Annotated in this window: 17 protein-coding genes; 6 read left to right on the top strand and 11 right to left on the bottom strand. The window is 64.5% G+C overall.

Annotated features, from left to right (window positions below):
• Positions 1–22: 22 nt before the first annotated feature.
• The 4 genes from H0P51_RS09550 to H0P51_RS09535 all read right to left on the bottom strand — a co-directional run bounded on the left by H0P51_RS09550 (position 23) and on the right by H0P51_RS09535 (position 4,174).
• Positions 23–763, bottom strand: a complete 741-nt coding sequence (locus H0P51_RS09550; protein WP_180917683.1) for a FadR/GntR family transcriptional regulator — start codon at positions 761–763, stop codon at positions 23–25.
• A gap of 97 nt (positions 764–860) precedes the next feature.
• Positions 861–2,003 carry an acyl-CoA dehydrogenase family protein gene (locus H0P51_RS09545; RefSeq protein WP_180917682.1) on the bottom strand — a complete coding sequence of 381 codons (1,143 nt, stop codon included), beginning with the start codon at positions 2,001–2,003 and terminating at the stop codon, positions 861–863.
• Positions 2,004–2,021: 18 nt separating this feature from the next.
• Positions 2,022–2,972, bottom strand: coding sequence for an acyl-CoA dehydrogenase family protein (locus H0P51_RS09540; RefSeq protein WP_180918855.1), 951 nt, complete (start codon positions 2,970–2,972; stop codon positions 2,022–2,024).
• A gap of 17 nt (positions 2,973–2,989) precedes the next feature.
• A complete protein-coding gene (locus H0P51_RS09535; protein ID WP_180917681.1) occupies positions 2,990–4,174 on the bottom strand; it encodes an acyl-CoA dehydrogenase family protein in 1,185 nt (394 codons plus the stop codon).
• A 318-nt stretch (positions 4,175–4,492) separates the two neighbouring features.
• On the opposite strand from H0P51_RS09535, the gene H0P51_RS09530 reads away from it, so the two are divergent.
• Positions 4,493–5,320, top strand: a complete 828-nt coding sequence (locus H0P51_RS09530; protein WP_180917680.1) for a mycofactocin-coupled SDR family oxidoreductase — start codon at positions 4,493–4,495, stop codon at positions 5,318–5,320.
• A 518-nt stretch (positions 5,321–5,838) separates the two neighbouring features.
• Positions 5,839–6,282, top strand: coding sequence for a nuclear transport factor 2 family protein (locus H0P51_RS09525; RefSeq protein WP_180917679.1), 444 nt, complete (start codon positions 5,839–5,841; stop codon positions 6,280–6,282).
• A 373-nt stretch (positions 6,283–6,655) separates the two neighbouring features.
• Here H0P51_RS09525 and H0P51_RS09520 read toward each other — a convergent pair whose 3' ends face one another.
• Both H0P51_RS09520 and H0P51_RS09515 read right to left on the bottom strand, forming a co-directional pair.
• A complete protein-coding gene (locus H0P51_RS09520) occupies positions 6,656–7,339 on the bottom strand; it encodes a uracil-DNA glycosylase (RefSeq protein WP_180917678.1) in 684 nt (227 codons plus the stop codon).
• A gap of 105 nt (positions 7,340–7,444) precedes the next feature.
• Entirely contained in the window at positions 7,445–8,395 is a 951-nt protein-coding gene (locus H0P51_RS09515) for a thiamine-phosphate kinase (protein WP_246398769.1), read from the bottom strand.
• 64 nt (positions 8,396–8,459) lie between these two features.
• Between H0P51_RS09515 and H0P51_RS09510 the strand changes: the two genes are divergently transcribed.
• Positions 8,460–9,050 (top strand): DUF3515 domain-containing protein, encoded by a 591-nt coding sequence (locus H0P51_RS09510; RefSeq protein ID WP_180917676.1) that lies wholly within the window; start codon positions 8,460–8,462, stop codon positions 9,048–9,050.
• On the opposite strand, the gene H0P51_RS09505 is transcribed toward H0P51_RS09510, so the two are convergent.
• Together H0P51_RS09505 and H0P51_RS09500 are read right to left on the bottom strand one after the other, a co-directional pair.
• A complete protein-coding gene (locus H0P51_RS09505) occupies positions 9,047–10,156 on the bottom strand; it encodes a D-alanine--D-alanine ligase family protein (protein WP_180917675.1) in 1,110 nt (369 codons plus the stop codon). The genes H0P51_RS09510 and H0P51_RS09505 overlap by 4 nt on opposite strands.
• A 126-nt stretch (positions 10,157–10,282) precedes the next feature.
• A complete protein-coding gene (locus tag H0P51_RS09500; RefSeq protein WP_180917674.1) occupies positions 10,283–11,290 on the bottom strand; it encodes an NAD(P)H-dependent glycerol-3-phosphate dehydrogenase in 1,008 nt (335 codons plus the stop codon).
• A gap of 122 nt (positions 11,291–11,412) precedes the next feature.
• Here H0P51_RS09500 and cofC point away from each other — a divergent pair, with 122 nt between their 5' ends.
• From cofC to mutT1, 3 genes are all read left to right on the top strand, one after another.
• Entirely contained in the window at positions 11,413–12,069 is a 657-nt protein-coding gene (gene cofC, locus H0P51_RS09495; RefSeq protein ID WP_180917673.1) for a 2-phospho-L-lactate guanylyltransferase, read from the top strand.
• 74 nt (positions 12,070–12,143) lie between these two features.
• Positions 12,144–14,357 carry an RNA degradosome polyphosphate kinase gene (locus H0P51_RS09490; RefSeq protein ID WP_180918854.1) on the top strand — a complete coding sequence of 738 codons (2,214 nt, stop codon included), beginning with the start codon at positions 12,144–12,146 and terminating at the stop codon, positions 14,355–14,357.
• Positions 14,358–14,428: 71 nt separating this feature from the next.
• The gene (mutT1, locus tag H0P51_RS09485) at positions 14,429–15,361 is read left to right on the top strand and encodes an 8-oxo-(d)GTP phosphatase MutT1 (protein ID WP_180917672.1); all 933 of its coding nucleotides are present in this window, start codon (positions 14,429–14,431) and stop codon (positions 15,359–15,361) included.
• 73 nt (positions 15,362–15,434) lie between these two features.
• Here mutT1 and H0P51_RS09480 read toward each other — a convergent pair whose 3' ends face one another.
• The 3 genes from H0P51_RS09480 to leuC form a co-directional block, all read right to left on the bottom strand.
• Positions 15,435–16,091 (bottom strand): HU family DNA-binding protein, encoded by a 657-nt coding sequence (locus H0P51_RS09480; RefSeq protein ID WP_180917671.1) that lies wholly within the window; start codon positions 16,089–16,091, stop codon positions 15,435–15,437.
• Positions 16,092–16,303: 212 nt separating this feature from the next.
• Positions 16,304–16,900 carry a 3-isopropylmalate dehydratase small subunit gene (gene leuD / locus H0P51_RS09475; RefSeq protein WP_180917670.1) on the bottom strand — a complete coding sequence of 199 codons (597 nt, stop codon included), beginning with the start codon at positions 16,898–16,900 and terminating at the stop codon, positions 16,304–16,306.
• 34 nt (positions 16,901–16,934) lie between these two features.
• Positions 16,935–18,356 carry a 3-isopropylmalate dehydratase large subunit gene (leuC, locus tag H0P51_RS09470; protein ID WP_180917669.1) on the bottom strand — a complete coding sequence of 474 codons (1,422 nt, stop codon included), beginning with the start codon at positions 18,354–18,356 and terminating at the stop codon, positions 16,935–16,937.
• Between the last annotated feature and the right edge of the window lie 23 nt (positions 18,357–18,379).

The following is an 18,379-nucleotide window of genomic DNA, read 5'->3' as shown; positions in this document are numbered from 1 at the left end:
AGAACTCATGACCTTGAGTCGATCATTCGAGCAGATCCACCACGGTGGACAACATCGACCCGGTCAGGACATACTCCTCGCCCTTCTTCAAGTGCCGGCTCCATAACTCGCTGGCGCCTTCGGCATCGCCGGCTTTAATCAGGTCGAGTACCAGCCGATGAGTTTTGGCGGAACGCCGTGCAGCCTGCTCGGCGCGTGCTCCTGTGGCCGGCTGCAGCGATCTGTTGGCCTTGACGATAATGTGGTGCAGCATTTCGCTGACCATCTGCAAGGTCTGGTTGCCGCACAGCCGCGCGATGGCAGCGTGAAAATCCGTGAGCTGCTCGACAGCCTCTTCGCCGGGTGGCAGATTCGCCTCGTCCTCGACGATCTGCTCGAGTTCTTTGATGATCGCAGCCGTGTGGTTCTGTGCAAGCTGCACGATCATCGGCGTCTCGATCGTCACGCGGGCGTCGTAGACGTCTTTGAGCGTGACTCCTTCATATTCAAGAATCAGACCCGCATATCGTGCCAAGGTCTGCCGCCGCGGTCGATGGACCCGCGCCCCCCCGCGCACGCCGCGTTCGACCTTGATTAACGACTCCGACTCGAGCACGCGGAATGCCTCGCGCAGCGTCGGTCGAGATACCCCGAAACGCTCCATCAGCTCGGATTCCGAGGGCAACATGCTGCCCTCGGTGATCTCGCCGCGGACCAACATCTTACGAAGCACAGCCGCGACGCGATCTGCCATCTTCGGTTCTCGAAGGCTTTCGACCTCCATGGTGTGTCCGTCCTTCCGGTCGCGCGGTAATGAGGAAATCAATGATTTGGTTAACTATCTCCTACATTGTCAAGAAATCTTGCCAACTCGCGGGTCCTCAATACCCCATCGCCCGTCCCATCAAGTCTTTCATGATTTCGGTCGTGCCCGCATAGAGACGCTGCACCCGCGAATCCCGCCACAGTCGCGCAACCTCGTACTCGTTCATGTATCCGTAGCCGCCGTGCATCTGCAAGCAGCGATCGACGATCTCCCACTGCACCTCTGACGTCCACCATTTCAGCCCCGCCGCGTCCTCATCGCTCAGGGTTCCGTCATTGGCGGCCAGCACACATTGGTCGAGATAGGTCTGGGCAGCGTCGAGTTTGGTCTGCATCTCGGCGATGAAGTGGCGATTGACTTGAAACTTCCCGATCGGCTGACCGAATGCGGTCCGCTCAAGCGCGTAGGCCTTGGTGAGTTCAAGGGAACGGCGCGCCATGGGCAGCGCATAACAGGCGACGCCGAGACGCTCTGTGGCGAGGTGCGACACTAGATGATAGAAGCCTCGATTGAGGTCCCCCACGAGGTTTGCCTTGGGTACCCGAACGTTGTCGAAGAACAGTTCAGCAGTGTCTGCGGAATGCTGACCGATCTTGTCGAGTTTACGGCCTCGGGTAAAGCCCGCCATGCCGTCTTCAATCATGAGTAAGCTCAGGCCGCGGCGACCGGCTGAGGGATCCGTCTTTACCGCCGTCAGCACCAGCGAGGACAACAGACCGTTACTGATAAACGTCTTCTGGCCGTTTACCACCCAGTGGTCGCCCTCGTCGCTGGCGCTGGTCTTGATGCCGGCCAGATCCGAGCCGGCGGCCGGTTCGGACATCGCAATCGAGCCGATGTATTCCCCGGAGATGAATTTGGGCAGCCAGCGGGCCTTCTGCTCATCGGTGGTCAGGTCGGTCAGATATGGCACCAAAATATCGTTTTGGACGCCTAGACCAATCCCCACGGTGCCCGAAGCAAAGAATTCCTCGGAAACGATTTGGTTGAAGCGATAATCGATGATACCCAGGCCACCGTACTTCTCCGGCAGCGCCCAGCCAATCAACCCGAGCTTTCCCGCGGCAAGCCAGGCCTCCCTGCTGGCCTTGCCGTCGCGTTCCCATTCCTCAGCGTGGGGAGCGCACTCCCGCTCGAAGAATTCGCGGGCGGTTGCCCGAAAATCGTCGTGGATCTGATCAAATATGTTGCGTCGCAATTGATCTCCTCTAATACGTCATTGGCTTGCGGCAAACATGGGAAGGCTACGGGCAGTCGCCTTCGTCTCGAGCAGCCGATCGGCGAGGGACGCCTCAAGCTGTTGATACGAGCCACAGAGCGCATCAAGCTGAAACCCACGGGCGATGTAGCGTGGCAGGTCGTGTTCGGCACTGATACCGATCGCACCGCACACTTGTTGGGCTGCCGCGCACACCTCGCGGTGGGCTCGGCCGGCCGCCGCCTTGGCGGTTTGCGCCGACATTCGGCCGCCGTCGCGCCAGGACTCGTCGAGCACCGCCTTGGCGCCCTCCAGTCGCGCGAAGGCGTCCGCCAGGGCGTGACGGGGAGCCTGAAAGGACCCGATCGGGACGCCGAACTGAATACGAACCCGTGCGTGTTCGACGGCGATGCGCAATGCGGCGCTTGCAATCTCGGTCAGTTCGGTAGCGATGGCCCGTCGCGCAGCGGCGATTACACGCTGCCATTCGGTTGCGGCTGCAACCCTCGGCCCGTCCAGTCGACCCGTCACCCGGGTCCAGTAGACGGAGGAGTCGAAGGTATCCATTCGCCGCGATTGCAGGTGCGCGGCATCGATCACGCCCAGCGACACTGCGCCATCGCTTGAAACAGGCACGACCACCCGGCCACGCGGAGGCCCGACGATCACGCCCGCGATGTTCATGGGGTCGAAGCTGGGCTCACAGTCCTCGGCCAGATCGGGCAGCACGATGCCGTCAACCGGGCCGTCTATGAGGCCGGCGAGCTCGCTGAGCAACGTGCGCTGCAGGCAATCGGTCTGGGCCAATGACCGGCCCTGCGCACGGAAGAGCAGAGCGCACGCGTCTGTCGGATATTCCACTTCGATCTCCGCCCAGCCGAGTTCGTCCAGCTGTGAACCGATCTCGGTGTGTTCGGTGCCCTTCTCGGCAAGACCCTCGAACACCCTGAAAACTGCCTCTTCGATCATCAACCAGGATTCGTCGGTCACTTACCGACCTCCTTCGGGAGCCGCAGAAGGTGGTCGGCGATGATCCCGCGCTGAATCTCGGCAGTACCGCCCATGATCGTGGCCGCGCGCGAGTACCACCATTCGGCTCGAGCGGTGTCCAACTCATTTCGATCCGTCTCCTCGTAACCACCGATCATCCAGTCGCGCCGGATATCGAGAATCAGATCTCCTGCGTCTTTTTCCGCGGTGGAGAACAGCAGCTTGTCGACGCTGGTAGCTGGTCCGATCGGTGTTCCAGAGGCCAGTTTGCGGACCGTGGCGGCGCACCGGGCCTGCGCCGCTACGACCGCAACATAGGTCTGGGCAAACCTTTGGCGATGGGCCGCAGACGTTTTGCGCTTGGCCATCTCGTTGCGCAGTAGAGTCAGCCGACTGAGGGTCTTCGTCAAGGCCGCATAACCGTACATCCCCCGTTCGAACTGCATCAGATACATCGCCACAGCCCATCCCTGTCCCATGTCGCCGACGAGGCGCGACGTGTCGACGCGCACGTCGTCGAAGAACACTTCGGCTAGTTCCTGCCGTCCGCTCGCAATCGCGATGGGCCGGATCGTGACGCCGGGACTGTTCGCATCGATCATGAACATCGTCAGCCCACGATGGCGACTTTCCGCGGTTCCGGTGCGTGCCAGCACCAGCAGTCGAGCGGCGGTCGAACCCTGGCTCGTCCAAATTTTCTGGCCGTTTACGACGAACCCCCCGTGCCCGTCGTCGGCCGCGCGCGTGCGCAAGTTGGCCAGGTCGCTGCCGGCTTCGGGTTCCGAGAACCCTTGTCCCCACCACTCCGCGCCACTGAGGTACTTGGGCAGGTGTTCGGCCGCAAGGCGCGGGGCGAACTTAAGCAGTGCCGGGCCTAATGTCTCTAGGGTCCAGTGTTGGGCCGGGACCGGCAAGGTAGCGTTGGCGAGTTCTTCGTAGTAGACAGCCCGGTGTATTTCGTTACCCCCTAAACCCCCGGCTGAGGGGGGCCATCCATATCGGCACCACCCCGCCTCGAACAGACGGCCCAGGACGTTCGCATCGAACGCCAAGCCTTCCTCGGCGTTATCGAAAGCGGCGGCACGCCATTCGGCTGCCCATTGCAACTCCTGAAGGAATCGTCGAAAGTCCTGGCGGAAGCCGGCGATGTCCGACGCGTATCTGCCATATTCGGAGGGCACCGACTACCTCCCCAATCGGCGGCAAAATCCGCTAAACATTTAGCTACAATAGACTATGTTCACGCATTAGTGAGCCTCGGGCACGATTCTGCGTCGTAGCTGACGCCGCCACGCAACCAATCGGGCTCGCCGGAGGTTGCACCACGCGGACTCGCCGTGAGGTGATTGCGGAACGTTCTCGGAGTCAAACCCGGGTGTAATTAGGCAGATAGTTGTATGATTGAAGTGCCTCGGCGTAGCATCCCCCTCGTATAGCGCACGCACCCCGAGTTCGGTGCCGCGCCCAAGTCAGTTGAACTCAAATGAGGGGAGCACCCGATGGCCTTACTCGACGGCCGCGTCGTATTCATCACGGGCGCCGCGCGCGGTCAGGGACGGTCACACGCTGTGATGTGTGCCGAAGAGGGCGCGAACATCGTCGGCGTCGACATCTGCCAGGACCTTGACGTGGTGCCCTACCGGATGGGCACCTCCGAGGACCTCGAGGAGACCGCTCGGCTCGTCGAGAAGACAGGTCAGCACATGCACATCCAGCAAGCGGATGTGCGCGATAAGGCCGCCCTGCAAGTAGCATTCGATGCCGGCGTGCAGCAGTTCGGCCACATTGACACCGTCATCGCCAACGCCGGTGTTATTCTCACAAACCCCGACGAGCGCGACTCCTCCGAGGCGCTGCGCCTCGGCATCGACATCATGTTGATCGGTGTGTGGAACACCTTCCAGGTGGCGCTCCCACATCTGCGGGAGCGTGGCCAGGGCGGCAATCTGATCGCCACCAGCTCGATGGCCGCCTTGCTCGACCTCACCGATGGCCGTGGCGGTTCGGACGCCTACAACATGTCGAAGCTAGCGATCACCGGACTGGTGCGTTCGTACGCGAATCTGCTTGCAGCGGAGCGCATCCGCGTAAATGCTGTCGCGCCCACCAATTGCGCAACACCGATGGTGACCGACAACCCAGCGCTGTTCAAGGTGGTAGAACAGATGCCGAACCTGGTCAACGCCATGCAAACAGCGCTTCCTGACCTTCCCATGATCGAGCCGAGAGACGTCAGCAACGCGATTCTGTTCCTCATCTCCGATCTGGGCCGGGCGTTTACCGGAAGCGTATTCAAAGTCGATGCTGGAATGGACATCCGCCGCTGAGAGGTGATTGGAGCGGCGGACGAAAGTCTGGACGTCTGAACAGCGGCCACGTGTTTCGTTTGATGACGCCAAAATTCAACTGCGCGACGTTGCCGATGGCGGGCGGCCGAGAGGCGCAGGGTGGAAAGGCCGCGCCGGCGAAGACTTCACGGCGCCCTGGGCGCCCGCGGGAGGTCGCCCGTTGAAGTCGGGACGCGCGAGTCCCATCGGTATGCCCGCCCACCTTCGCTAGATCGTTCCCCGGCCGGTCACGATGACCCGCTTGCCGGTCAGGTTGCGGAGCCGGCTCGGGGTCCAAGGTAACGTCACGACGTGAGACCCGTGCTGATCGCGAGGGCGGACCTTGTCCGGGCGAAGCGGGTCAGCACTATAGATATGCGTGCTGATCGCGAGGGCGGACCTTGTCCGGGCGAAGCGGGTCAGCACTATAGATATCCGTGCTGATCGCGAGGGCGGACCTTGTCCGGGCGAAGCGGGTCAGCACTGAAGCAAACTGGCTTCCAGGCAAGGTGGTCGACATGAGTGACAGCGCAACGGCGATCACCAATCTCATCTACACCTATGCGCAACTCCTCGACAGCGGTGACCTCGACGGTGTCGCCGCTCTTTTCGAGCACGGCCGCATCTGCGGGGTGGAGGACGGGCCGCCGGAGACCATCTTCCGGGGAACCACCGGGGTGCGCGCCATGTACGAGATGAGCATCCGCCTCTACGAGGACGGCACCCCCAAGACCCACCACAACACCAGCAATGTGCAACTGCACATCGACGAGGCCAACGGCACCGCGCGCAGCTCCTCCTACTACTGCGTCACCCAAGCCACGCCGGATCTGCCGTTGCAGGTGATCGTAACCGGGCACTACAAGGACACCTTCCAGCGGATCGACGGCGTCTGGTGGTTCGACAGCCGCACCATGTTCATCGACCAGGTGGGCGATCTGGGCCACCACCTGAAATTCTGATCCGCAAGTTCACAACACGTGGACCACTCAATCTATTTTGACCGCGCGACGATCATGACCGACGCGTAACGCAAAGCGACTCTGACCGATTGGGTCCCTGGGGAATTCGAGAGCCCGCTGCGTTGCTGGCCGACTATGCGCGAGCCTCGCCTACCGCGAAAACACGGCGTTTGTGTCCGCGCCCGCATGCGCAGACACCTCTGATCGCCGTCCTGCTTCGCGGTCTCGCGCCGAGACCCACCGCTGTCGGTCATCAAGCAATACATCGACGGCCAAGCCCGACCACTCTGACCGCCGGGCTTCGCCCCCCGACAAACACGATGAGCTCACGCCGCACTGAAGTCCGAGGCTTGCGCCCGAGACTCTGGTCAAGTCAGGGCAACCGCCAGTCGATCGGCTCGCCGCCCATCCCGGTCAGCAGTTCATTGGCTCGACTGAACGGCCGCGACCCGAAGAACCCGCGCGATGCCGATAGGGGCGACGGGTGCGGGGATTCGATGGCCGTGCAATTGCCTTCGGCCAGCATCGGCTTGAGCGTTGACGCGTCGCGGCCCCACAGGATCGCGACCATCGGCTGCTCGCGTGCCACGAGCGCGCGAATCGCGCACTCCGTCACTGCTTCCCAGCCTTTGCCCCGGTGCGAAGCCGGGTTGCTGGGACGTACGGTGAGGACCCTGTTCAGTAACAGCACACCGCGCTGCGCCCACGGCGTCAGGTCGCCGCATGACGGCGTCGGGTAACCGAGGTCGTTGCTGTACTCGTCAAAGATGTTGGACAGGCTGCGCGGCAGCGGGCGTACGTCGGGCGCCACCGAAAAACTCAAGCCCACCGCGTGCCCGGGCGTCGGGTACGGGTCCTGTCCCACGATCAGAACCCGAACATCGTCGAATGGAAAGGTGAAGGCGCGCAACACGTTCGGTCCGGCTGGGAGGTATCGCCGCCCGGCCGCGATCTCCTCACGAAGGAATTGGCCCATCCGAGTGACCTGATCGGAAACCGGCCCCAGTGCTCTGGCCCAGCCAGGCTCAACGAGTTCGCTCAGCGGACGCGGGGTCATTTCGCCTCCCTCGCTGCACCGCCGCCGACGGTAACCGCCCTGCGAAGATCCAGGCCGGTGAACGCGCTGAACTCACGCTCGCGGCGTATCACGCGGCCGCGGGAACTAGTACGACTGCCAGCCGGCATACCCACTCCATTCCTCCCCGTCGACCAGCACCCGGACCGGCCCCTGCCGCACATGTCCGATCACCCGCCACCCGTCGGGCACATCGCCGGCGAAACAGGCCACCAGCGCATGGTCCTCGCCACCGCCCATCACCCAATCCCAAGCATCCACCCCGAGCCGAGTTGCAGCAGCGGACAAGGCATCCCGGTCGGGCGTCAGCGCCGCGGTCGACAGGTCGATTTCCACCCCGGACGCCTCGGCCACATGCCGCAGGTCGCCGATCAAACCGTCAGAGATGTCGATCATCGCCGTAGCGCCCGCAACCGCGGCCACCGGCCCCTGACCATAGGGCGGCCGCGGTACCAGGTGGTGCGAGCGCAGCTCGTCGAACTCCTCGATCCCGGTGCGCCACAACTCATACCCAGCGGCCGACCGCCCCAGGTCGCCGCTGACGGCGACCGTCGAACCCACCTGTGCCCCGGAGCGCAGCACCGGCGCGCGGCCGTCGAGTTCACCCAGCACGGTCACCGACACCACCCACTGCGGGCAGCTCACCAAGTCTCCGCCGGCGATACTGGCACCGACACGTTGCGCCTCGTCCCACATCCCGTCGACCAAGGCGCTCATCTTCTCAACCGTCGTGCTACCCGGCCCGCCGAAACCCACCACAAACGCTGTCGGACGACCCCCCATCGCCTCGATGTCCGCCGCGTTCTGGGCGATGGCCTTGCGCCCGACATCGTGTGGAGTCGACCAATCTAACCGAAAGTGCCGGTCCTGCACCAACATATCGGTCGACACCAAGGTGCGTCCGTCGCCAGCCGACACCACCGCGGCGTCGTCGCCCGGGCCCAACACAACCCCAGCGGCCTGGCGCCGGTCGCGCACCAAGCGTTCGATCACACCGAACTCACCGAGTTGCTGCAGTGTCTCGGACTCGTTGCGCACGCCACCTCCTCCGTCGACGGTAAGTTGGTTCTCGAAGCCCCCTGGGGCGCAGGTCAGTGTAGTCATGGGCGAAACGTCGGAGGTGGCCAGGCAGGTGACGGATCAGTCCGATCCCGGCGGGCCACCGCGCGCGGTGCTGATCGCAGCGCTGGCCGTCGCCCTGGCGACGATTGCGGGGATCTTGGTGTTCGCGGCCACCCGCGCCACCCCGCAGCGGCCTGTGACGATTGCAACGGTGCCCGCCCCGCAAGCCGCTAACGCCGAGTGCCGGGCGCTGGCGGCGGCGCTGCCCGCCCGGCTCGGAGATTTCCAGCGCGCCGCCACAGCGCAGCCCCCGCCGGAGGGGGCCAGCGCCTGGCAATCCGGATCCGACACCGTCATCGTGCGATGCGGACTGCAACGCCCCGAGGAATTCGTGATCGGCTCGCCGATCCAGGTTGTCGACCGGGTGCAGTGGTTCCGGGTGGCGGCGCAGTCCGACACACCCGAATCGGGCGGCGGCGCAGGCAGATCCACCTGGTACACCGTGGACCGGCCGGTCTACGTAGCCATCACACTGCCCGCGGGATCGGGCCCCACCGCGATCCAGGACCTCTCCGGGGTCATCGACCGCACCATGGCGGCGGTGCCGATCGACCCGGCACCTGTCCGTTAACGCAAGCCGACGCCGCGCGCGATTGCGGTGTCCACCATCGTGGCCAATAACGTCGGGTAGTCGACGCCGCTGGCCGCCCACATCCGCGGGTACATCGAGATGGTGGTGAACCCCGGCATGGTGTTGATCTCGTTGATCACCGGGCCGTCGTCGGTGAGGAAGAAGTCCACCCTGGCCAGACCCTGGCAGTCGATGGCAGCGAACGCCCGAATCGCCAACTGTCGCACCGCGATAGCGACATCGTCATCGACCTTTGCCGGTACGTCTAATTCGGCCGCGTCGTCGAGGTACTTGGTTTCAAAGTCATAGAAGGAGTCCTCGCGGCCGCGCACCCCGGCCACCCGGATCTCACCCAGCGTGCTGGCTTCGACTGTGCCGTCCGGCATTTCAAGGACGCCGCATTCCAGTTCGCGACCGTTGATCGCCGCCTCGACAATGACCTTCGGATCGTGACGGCGCGCGAACTCGAGAGCGGCGGGCAGCTCGTCCCAGCGCGACACCCGGCTGACGCCGATCGACGAGCCGCCGCGCGCGGGTTTGACGAAAGCTGGCAAGCCCAGCTGTTCACATTCTTCGGGGTGCAGCGTGGACTGCGACGGTCGCATCACCGTGTACGGGCCCACCGGCAGTCCCTCGGCGACCAGAAGCTTCTTGGTGAATTCCTTGTCCATGCCCGCAGCGCTGGCCAGCACACCCGCGCCGACGTAGGGGACCCCGGCGAGTTCGAGCAGGCCTTGGATTGTGCCGTCCTCGCCGTAGGGACCGTGCAGCACCGGAAACACCACGTCGACCGAACCCAGCACCTCGACGGCGCCGGGTCCCAGCGACACCAGCTGTCCGCCACGCTGCGGGTCGGCCGGCAGAGCCAGCTCGGTGCCCGATTCGGCGCTCACCGCGGGCAGTTGCCGGTTGGTGATTGCCAGCGCGTCGGGGTCTCCGTCGGTCAGCACCCAGGAGCCTTGCGGGGTGATCCCGACCGCGACGACGTCGAAGCGCTGCGGGTCCAGGTTGCGCAGAATGCTGCCCGCCGACACGCACGAGATGGCGTGCTCGTTGCTGCGCCCGCCGAAAACGACGGCGACGCGCACCCGGTTGGAGGCAGTCACAACCTAAAGAGGCTACCGGGTGCGGCGCCGAAGCGCGGGATTGCGCAGGTCAATGCCAGGCAGAGCGGCACACCTTGGCTCGGTGGGCGAGACGCACTTTGTCGCCCTGAGCGCAGACTCAATGCCCTATTCCGGCTTGGTGGTGCGGCCCAACAGCAGGGCGATCGCCTCGTTCACCGAGAGCCCCTTATGACACACTCGGTGCACCGCATCGGTGAGCGGCATTTCGACGTCGTAGCTGGATGCGAGCGCCAGGACCGACTCGCAGGACGTCACTCCTTCGACAACATGTCCGTCACGGTCGTGCAGTGCCGAATACATGGTGTCGCCGCGGCCAAGCCGCTCCCCCAGCGAACGATTGCGCGAGTACGGCGAGGTGCACGTGGCCACCAGGTCACCCACTCCGGCCAGGCCCGCCAGCGTCGCGCCCTTGGCACCCAGCGCCAACCCCAACCGCATGATCTCAGCCAATCCGCGAGTGATGATGGCCGCTGCGGTGTTCTCACCCAGCCCCACCCCGACCGCCATCCCACAAGCCAGCGCGATCACGTTCTTGCAGGCACCGCCAATCTCAGTGCCCACCACGTCGGAGTTCGTGTACGGGCGGAAATAGCCACTGTTCAGGAAGCGCTGCAGCGCCACTGCGCGTCCGGAGTCGCTGCACGCCACCACAGTGGCGGCCGGCTGTCCCTGCGCGATCTCGCTGGCCAGGTTAGGCCCCGAGATGACGGCCACCTGCGAGGAGTCCACTCCGGTCACCGACACGATCACCTGGCTCATCCGCATCAGCGTGCCCAGCTCGATGCCCTTGGCCAGGCTGACCAGCGTCGCGCCGTCGGCCCACATGCCGTTCCACAGCTCGAGATTGGCCCGCATGGTCTGTGCCGGCACACCGAGGAGCACCGTCGTCACGCCGGACAACGCCTCCTCGGCGTCGGCAGTGGCGCGGATGCCCGCCGGCAACTTCGTGTCCGGAAGATAGTCGGGATTGGATCGGGTGGAGTTGATCCGCTTGGCGACCTCGGCGCGCCGAGCCCACAACGTGACCTCATTACCGGCGTCAGCCAGCACCTTGGCCAGCACGGTGCCCCAGGCACCGGCGCCCATCACCGTGACAGTTCCCGTGCCGGTCATCCGCTCCCCTAATATGTCGCATCCGCAGCCGACAACCCTAGAGCAGCGACGGGCCGGCCGTCACGCGACGCTCTCCCCGGCTCGGCGAAACCCCCGAGTCCGGCGCTGGCAGGATGAGATTCATGAGCGGCGCACGGACCGACGGCGAGGTGGGTGTGATCATCGCTGTCAAGCGCCTGGCGGCTGCCAAAACCAGGCTCGCACCGGTTTTCTCGGCGCCAACCCGGGAATCGGTGGTGCTGGGCATGCTAGTGGATACGCTGACCGCGGCATCGCGGGTGAGTTCGCTGCACTCGATCTTGGTTATCACGCCCGACAAGGCCGCGGGCGCCGCAGCCGCAGAATTGGGCGCCGAGGTACTGGCCGACCCCACGCCGGCCGACGACCCTGACCCGCTGAACAGCGCGATCGCCGCCGCCGAACGCGCAATGACCGGTTCGGAGGTCGCTTCGCTATCTAATCTTGTTGTGTTGCAAGGTGATTTGCCAGCGCTGCAAACGCAGGAGCTCGATGAGGCGATCGCCGCGGCCCGCGCATACCCACGAAGCTTCGTCGCCGACCGCGCGGGCACGGGAACGGCGGCACTGTGCGCGTTCGGTGCACCGCTGGAGCCTCGGTTCGGTGCGGATTCTTCCGCGCGGCACCGCCGTTCGGGCGCGATCGAATTGACCGGTGCGTGGCCCGGGCTGCGCTGTGACGTGGACACACCGGCCGATCTGGCGGCCGCCCGCAAACTCGGGGTGGGCCCGGCGACCGCGCGAGCCGTGGGACATCGCTAGCGCCCCCGTCCGCACCGCGAATCTGTCCGGGCGGTGAACCACGCACCAACGGCGGGTTCGATGTCGGCGGACTGCTGGCAGCATCGCCGGGCTTAGGCAATGATCGCAGGGTGACCGAAATCGAAGCCAGCCCGCAGGCACGCCCCGACGAGAACGCATGGCAGCCGGGCGACTCGGCGCCGGCCGCACCGCCTGCCGCGACGCCCGCTGCGATCAACGACACGCTGCCGGAGGAGCGTTATCTCAACCGAGAATTGAGTTGGCTGGACTTCAACGCCCGCGTCCTGGCGCTGGCGGCCGACAACTCGTTGCCGTTGCTGGAGCGGGCCAAGTTCCTGGCGATCTTCGCCTCCAATCTCGACGAGTTCTACATGGTTCGCGTCGCCGGCCTCAAGCGCCGCGACGAGATGGGGCTGTCAGTGCGATCCGCCGACGGCTTGACGCCTCGCGAGCAGCTGCGCCGTATCGGCGAGCAGACCCAGCAGATCGCCAGTCGTCACGCGAAGGTATTCCTTGAGGCGGTATTGCCCGCGCTGGAAGAAGAGGGCATCTCCATCGTCACGTGGGCCGACCTGGATGACGATGAGCGAGACCACCTATCGACGTATTTCAACGAGCAGGTTTTCCCGGTCCTCACGCCGCTGGCCGTCGACCCCGCGCACCCCTTCCCATTCGTCAGCGGGTTGAGCCTGAACCTCGCGGTCACCGTCAAGCAGCCCGAGGACGGCACCCAGCATTTCGCGCGGGTCAAGGTGCCCGACAACGTCGACCGCTTCGTCCAACTCGAGGCGAAGGAGGGCGACGAGAACTCCGACGGCACAGTCGTTCGATTCCTGCCGATGGAGGAATTGATCGCCGCCTTCCTGCCAGTGCTGTTCCCAGGCATGGAAATTGTGGAGCACCATGCGTTCCGCATCACCCGTAACGCCGACTTCGAGGTGGAAGAGGACCGCGACGAAGACCTGCTGCAAGCACTCGAGCGAGAACTCGCGCGCCGCCGGTTCGGGTCGCCGGTGCGCCTTGAAGTCGCCGACGACATGACCGAGAGCATGCTTGAGTTGTTGCACCGCGAACTCGACGTGCACCCCGGCGACGTGATCGAAGTCCCTGGGCTGCTGGACCTGTCGTCGTTGTGGCAGATCTACGGAGTGGACCGGGCCGATCTCAAGGATCGGGCCTTCGTCCCGGCCACCCACCCGGCCTTCGCCGATCTGGAAACCACCAGGGGCATCTTCGCCACGCTGCGCGAAGGCGATGTGTTGGTGCACCATCCCTACGACTCCTTCTCCACCAGCGTGCAGCGCTTCATCGAGGCCGCCGCCGCGGACCCTGCCGTGCTGGCGATCAAGCAGACGCTGTACCGCACTTCCGGTGACTCGCCGATCGTGCGGGCGCTGATCGACGCCGCCGAAGCCGGAAAGCAGGTCGTGGCACTGGTGGAGATTAAGGCGCGGTTCGACGAACAGGCCAACATCCGCTGGGCACGCGCGCTGGAACAGGCTGGGGTGCACGTGGTGTACGGGTTCGTCGGGCTCAAGACGCACTGCAAGACTTGCTTGGTGGTGCGGCGCGAGGGCCCCAACATCCGGCGGTACTGCCATGTCGGGACCGGCAACTACAACGGCAAGACCGCGCGCCTGTACGAAGATGTCGGTCTGCTGACCGCAGATCCCGACATTGGCGCCGACCTCACCGATTTGTTCAACACGCTCACCGGATACTCGCGCAAGCTGAGATACCGCAATCTTCTGGTGGCACCGCAGGGAATTCGCACCGGCATCATCGAACGGGTGGAGCGCGAAGTCGAGGCACACCGTAAGGGCAAGGACGCGCGTATCCGACTCAAGATGAACGCGCTCGTCGACGAACAGGTCATCGACGCGCTGTATCGCGCCTCGCAGGCCGGGGTCCGGGTGGAGGTGGTGGTGCGTGGCATCTGCGCCTTGCGCCCTGGGGCGGAAGGATTGTCCGAGAACATCTTCGTCCGCTCTATTCTCGGCCGGTTCCTGGAACACTCGCGCATCCTGCATTTCAACGCTATCGATGAATTTTGGATCGGCAGCGCCGACATGATGCATCGCAATCTCGACCGCCGGGTCGAGGTGATGGCTCAGGTCAAAGATCCGCGCCTGACCGCACAGCTCAACGAATTGTTCGAATCCGCGCTCGACCCGGCCACCCGCTGTTGGGAACTCGGATCCGACGGGGTGTGGACCGCCTCCCCACACGAGGGCCGGAGCGTGCGCGACCACCAGGTGTCGTTGATGGAGAAGCATCGCAGCACCTGAACCAAACCGGTTCAGCTCCTGAGCACATCCACTGCCGCGCGACCTGTTCGAATTGACCTGCAGGAGTTGAAGTGTCGCCCCAGAGCTCGTCGGCCCGCCAGGGCCGGACCGTGTACGCCGCCGGCGCGGTGCTGTGGCGGCCCGTCGGCGGTTCAGGCAAGTCGGTCGAGATCGCCATCATCCACCGCCCCCGGTACGACGACTGGTCGCTGCCAAAAGGCAAGGTCGACCCGGGTGAGACCGCACCGGTGGCCGCCGTGCGGGAAGTCTTCGAAGAAACCGGCCAGCACAGTCGTCTCGGCCGGTGTCTCACCACCATCACCTACCCGATCGATCAAGGCATCAAGAAGGTGCACTACTGGGCGGCCCGAAGCCTGGGCGGAGATTTCACCCCCGGAGACGAGGTGGATCAACTGCGCTGGCTGCCGGCGTCCGAGGCCATGAAGGCACTCGACTACGCGCCCGACCGAAAGGTCTTGCGACGGTTCGTCAAACATCCGGCAGACACCAAGACCGTGCTGGTGGTGCGGCACGGCACAGCGGGCTCCAAGGCTCGCTATCACGGCGACGACACCAAACGGCCGCTGGACAAAAAGGGGCGCGCCCAGGCCGAGGCGCTGGTTTCCCAACTATCCGCGTTCGGCGCGACACACGTGTATGCCGCCGACCGAGTGCGGTGTCACCAGACCGTGGAACCGCTGGCCGCCGAACTCGGTGTGGCTATTCACAACGAGCCCAACCTAACTGAGGAGGCGTACGCGAAGAATCCCAAGCGCGGCCGCCAGCGGGTGCTGCAAATCGCCGAACGTCCCGGGACACCGGTGATCTGCACGCAGGGCAAGGTGATTCCGGATCTGATCAGCTGGTGGTGTGAGCGCGACGGGATCCGTCCGGACAAGTCGCGTAACCACAAAGGCAGCACCTGGGTACTGTCGCTGGCCGGTGGCCGGCTCATCGCCGCCGACCACATCGGTGGCGCGCTGGCCGCCAACGTGCGGGCCTGACGCGACTATTGGCACCCATACAAATACCCTTCGGGCGACATCGCTGCCACCCGAAGGGTATTTGCGTGTAGTACTACTTGCGGCCGCGCCGTGTGGCGGTAGCCTTCTTGGCCGCGGCCTTCTTGGCGGGGGCCTTGGTGGCAGCCTTCTTGGCCGGAGCCTTCGTGGCAGCCTTCTTGGCCGGAGCCTTGGTCGCAGCCTTCTTGGCCGGAGCCTTGGTCGCAGCCTTCTTGGCCGGAGCCTTGGTCGCAGCCTTCTTGGCCGGAGCCTTGGTCGCAGCCTTCTTGGCCGGAGCCTTCGTGGCAGCCTTCTTGGCCGGAGCCTTCGTGGCAGCCTTCTTGGCCGGAGCCTTGGTCGCAGCCTTCTTCGCCGGAGCCTTCTTGGCCGCCGTCTTCCTCGCGCCACCCGCGACGACACCGCGCTTCACCGCGGGACCATCAGCCGGGAGCTTTTGTGCGCCAGCCACAACGGCTTTGAACTGGGCTCCGGGACGGAACGCCGGCACCGATGTGGGCTTCACCTTGACCGTCTCGCCGGTACGCGGGTTGCGGGCCACGCGAGCCGCTCGGCGCCGTTGCTCAAAGACGCCGAAACCGGTAATGGTCACGCTCTCGCCCTTGTGCACCGCGCGCACAATCGTGTCGACGACATTCTCGACAGCGGCGGTAGCCTGCCGACGGTCTGAGCCCAATTTCTGTGTGAGCACATCTATGAGCTCTGCTTTGTTCATCCAACCCTCCGAAGCCAGTGGTCCTCGTTTTGGAACCGACTAGTGCACACGGTAAACCCTTAGCTGGCAAATTGCCAAGAGCCACGCGCAATTTCAGACCTTTAAAGGCGCCATTTCTGCAATCCGATTGCCGCCGTGGGCCGGTGGCGCCGCCGTGGAATAGCTTCGTTCAGCGCGGTAACCGAGTCACAAATCCGCGCCGCCGCAACACGTCATGAGGTTGGCACAGTACGCGGTTTCCAGGTCGGCCGGCGGGACTCGAATGACTGGATTTCGTCGAGTTTCCGCAGCGTAAGGCCAATATCGTCGAGTCCTTCGAGCAGCCGCCACGCGGTGTGATCGTCAATCCCGAACGGCAACACCGTGGTTCCCGCAGTGATATTTCGATCTTGAAGATTGACAGTGATTTCCAGCCCCGGACTCTGCTCGATCAGCTTCCAGAGTAGTTCGACACCATCTTGGTCGACTTCGGCCGCCAACAGACCCGACTTGCCGGCGTTACCGCGAAAAATGTCGGCGAACCGGGATGAGATAACGACCCGGAATCCGTAGTCCATGAGTGCCCACACAGCGTGTTCGCGGGATGATCCGGTGCCGAAATCCGGCCCGGCAACCAAGACTGAGCCGCGATCAAAGGGGCTGAGATTGAGCACGAATGACGGGTCGCTGCGCCAGCTCGCGAACAAGCCGTCCTCGAAACCGGTTCGGGTTACCCGCTTCAGAAAGACCGCGGGAATGATCTGGTCGGTGTCGACATTGGACCGTCGCAGCGGCACTCCGATGCCAGTGTGGGTGTGAAAGGCTTCCATGTTTCCCTATCCCTCAGCGCGATTTCGAGTTCGGTCAGTTCAAGTCGGCCGGCGACGAGAGCGCGCCGCGCACCGCGGTAGCCGCGGCAACGGCCGGTGACACCAAGTGCGTCCGGCCGCCCTTGCCCTGTCGCCCTTCGAAATTGCGGTTGGACGTCGCCGCGCAGCGCTCCCCGGGCGAAAGTTGGTCGGGGTTCATGCCCAGGCACATCGAGCAGCCCGCCTGTCGCCATTCGGCGCCGGCTGTGGTGAAAATCTCCCCCAGCCCTTCGGCTTCCGCTTGCGCGCGTACCCGCATCGAGCCCGGGACCACCAGCATGCGTACGCCCGGGGCCACTTTGCGGCCCCGCAGTATGTCGGCGACCACCCGCAGGTCCTCGATGCGCCCGTTTGTGCACGAGCCGACGAACACCGCGTCGACGGCGATGTCGCGCATCGCCATTCCGGGCCGAAGGTCCATGTACGCCAACGCTTTCTCGGCCGCCTGGCGTTCGGCGTCGTCGGTCATCAGTTCGGGATCGGGCACGGCAGCCGACAGCGCCACGCCCTGGCCGGGGTTGGTCCCCCAGGTCACAAATGGGCTCAACGACGCCGCATCCAAGTACACCTCGGTGTCGAAAACCGCGCCCGGATCGCTGCGCAACCCCTGCCAATAGGCCAGCGCGGCATCCCAGTCAGCACCGGTGGGAGCGTGCGGGCGGCCGCGCAGATACTCGTAAGTGGTCTCGTCGGGTGCCACCATGCCCGCCCGGGCGCCGGCTTCGATGCTCATGTTGCAAATCGTCATCCGACCTTCCATGGACAGCGATTCGATGGCGCGACCCCGGTATTCGATGACGTGCCCCTGACCGCCGCCGGTTCCGATCTTGGCGATCACCGCCAGAATGATGTCCTTGGCCGTCACACCGACGGGCAACTCGCCGTCGACGTTGACCGCCATCGTCTTGAACGGGCGCAGCGGCAAAGTCTGAGTGGCGAGCACGTGTTCGACCTCGGATGTGCCGATACCCATTGCGATTGCACCGAATGCACCGTGGGTCGAGGTGTGACTATCCCCACAGACAATGGTCATCCCCGGCTGGGTCAGACCCAGCTGCGGCCCGACGACGTGCACGATGCCCTGCTCAATGTCGCCCATCGGATATAGCCGCACACCGAATTCCGCGCAGTTGCGTCGCAACGTCTCGACCTGGGTGCGTGATACCAAATCGGCGATCGGCTTGTCGATGTCAACGGTAGGGACGTTGTGGTCCTCGGTGGCGATGGTCAGGTCCGTCCGCCGCACCGGGCGGCCGGCCAGTCGCAGGCCGTCGAAGGCCTGCGGACTGGTGACCTCGTGCACCAGATGCAGATCGATGTAGATCAGATCGGGAGCGCTCCCGTCGCCGGAGACCACAACGTGGTCGTTCCAAACCTTCTCGGCCAGCGTGCGCGGCCCGGCGCTGGTTGAACTCATGCGCGATTGCCTCGATTCGTTCG

Origin of the sequence: Mycobacterium vicinigordonae (assembly GCF_013466425.1) — a bacterium.
GTDB classification, from domain to species: domain Bacteria; phylum Actinomycetota; class Actinomycetes; order Mycobacteriales; family Mycobacteriaceae; genus Mycobacterium; species Mycobacterium vicinigordonae.
The sequence above is the reverse complement of the archived record's forward strand: the minus strand, read 5'-3'. Positions and strand labels throughout refer to the sequence as shown.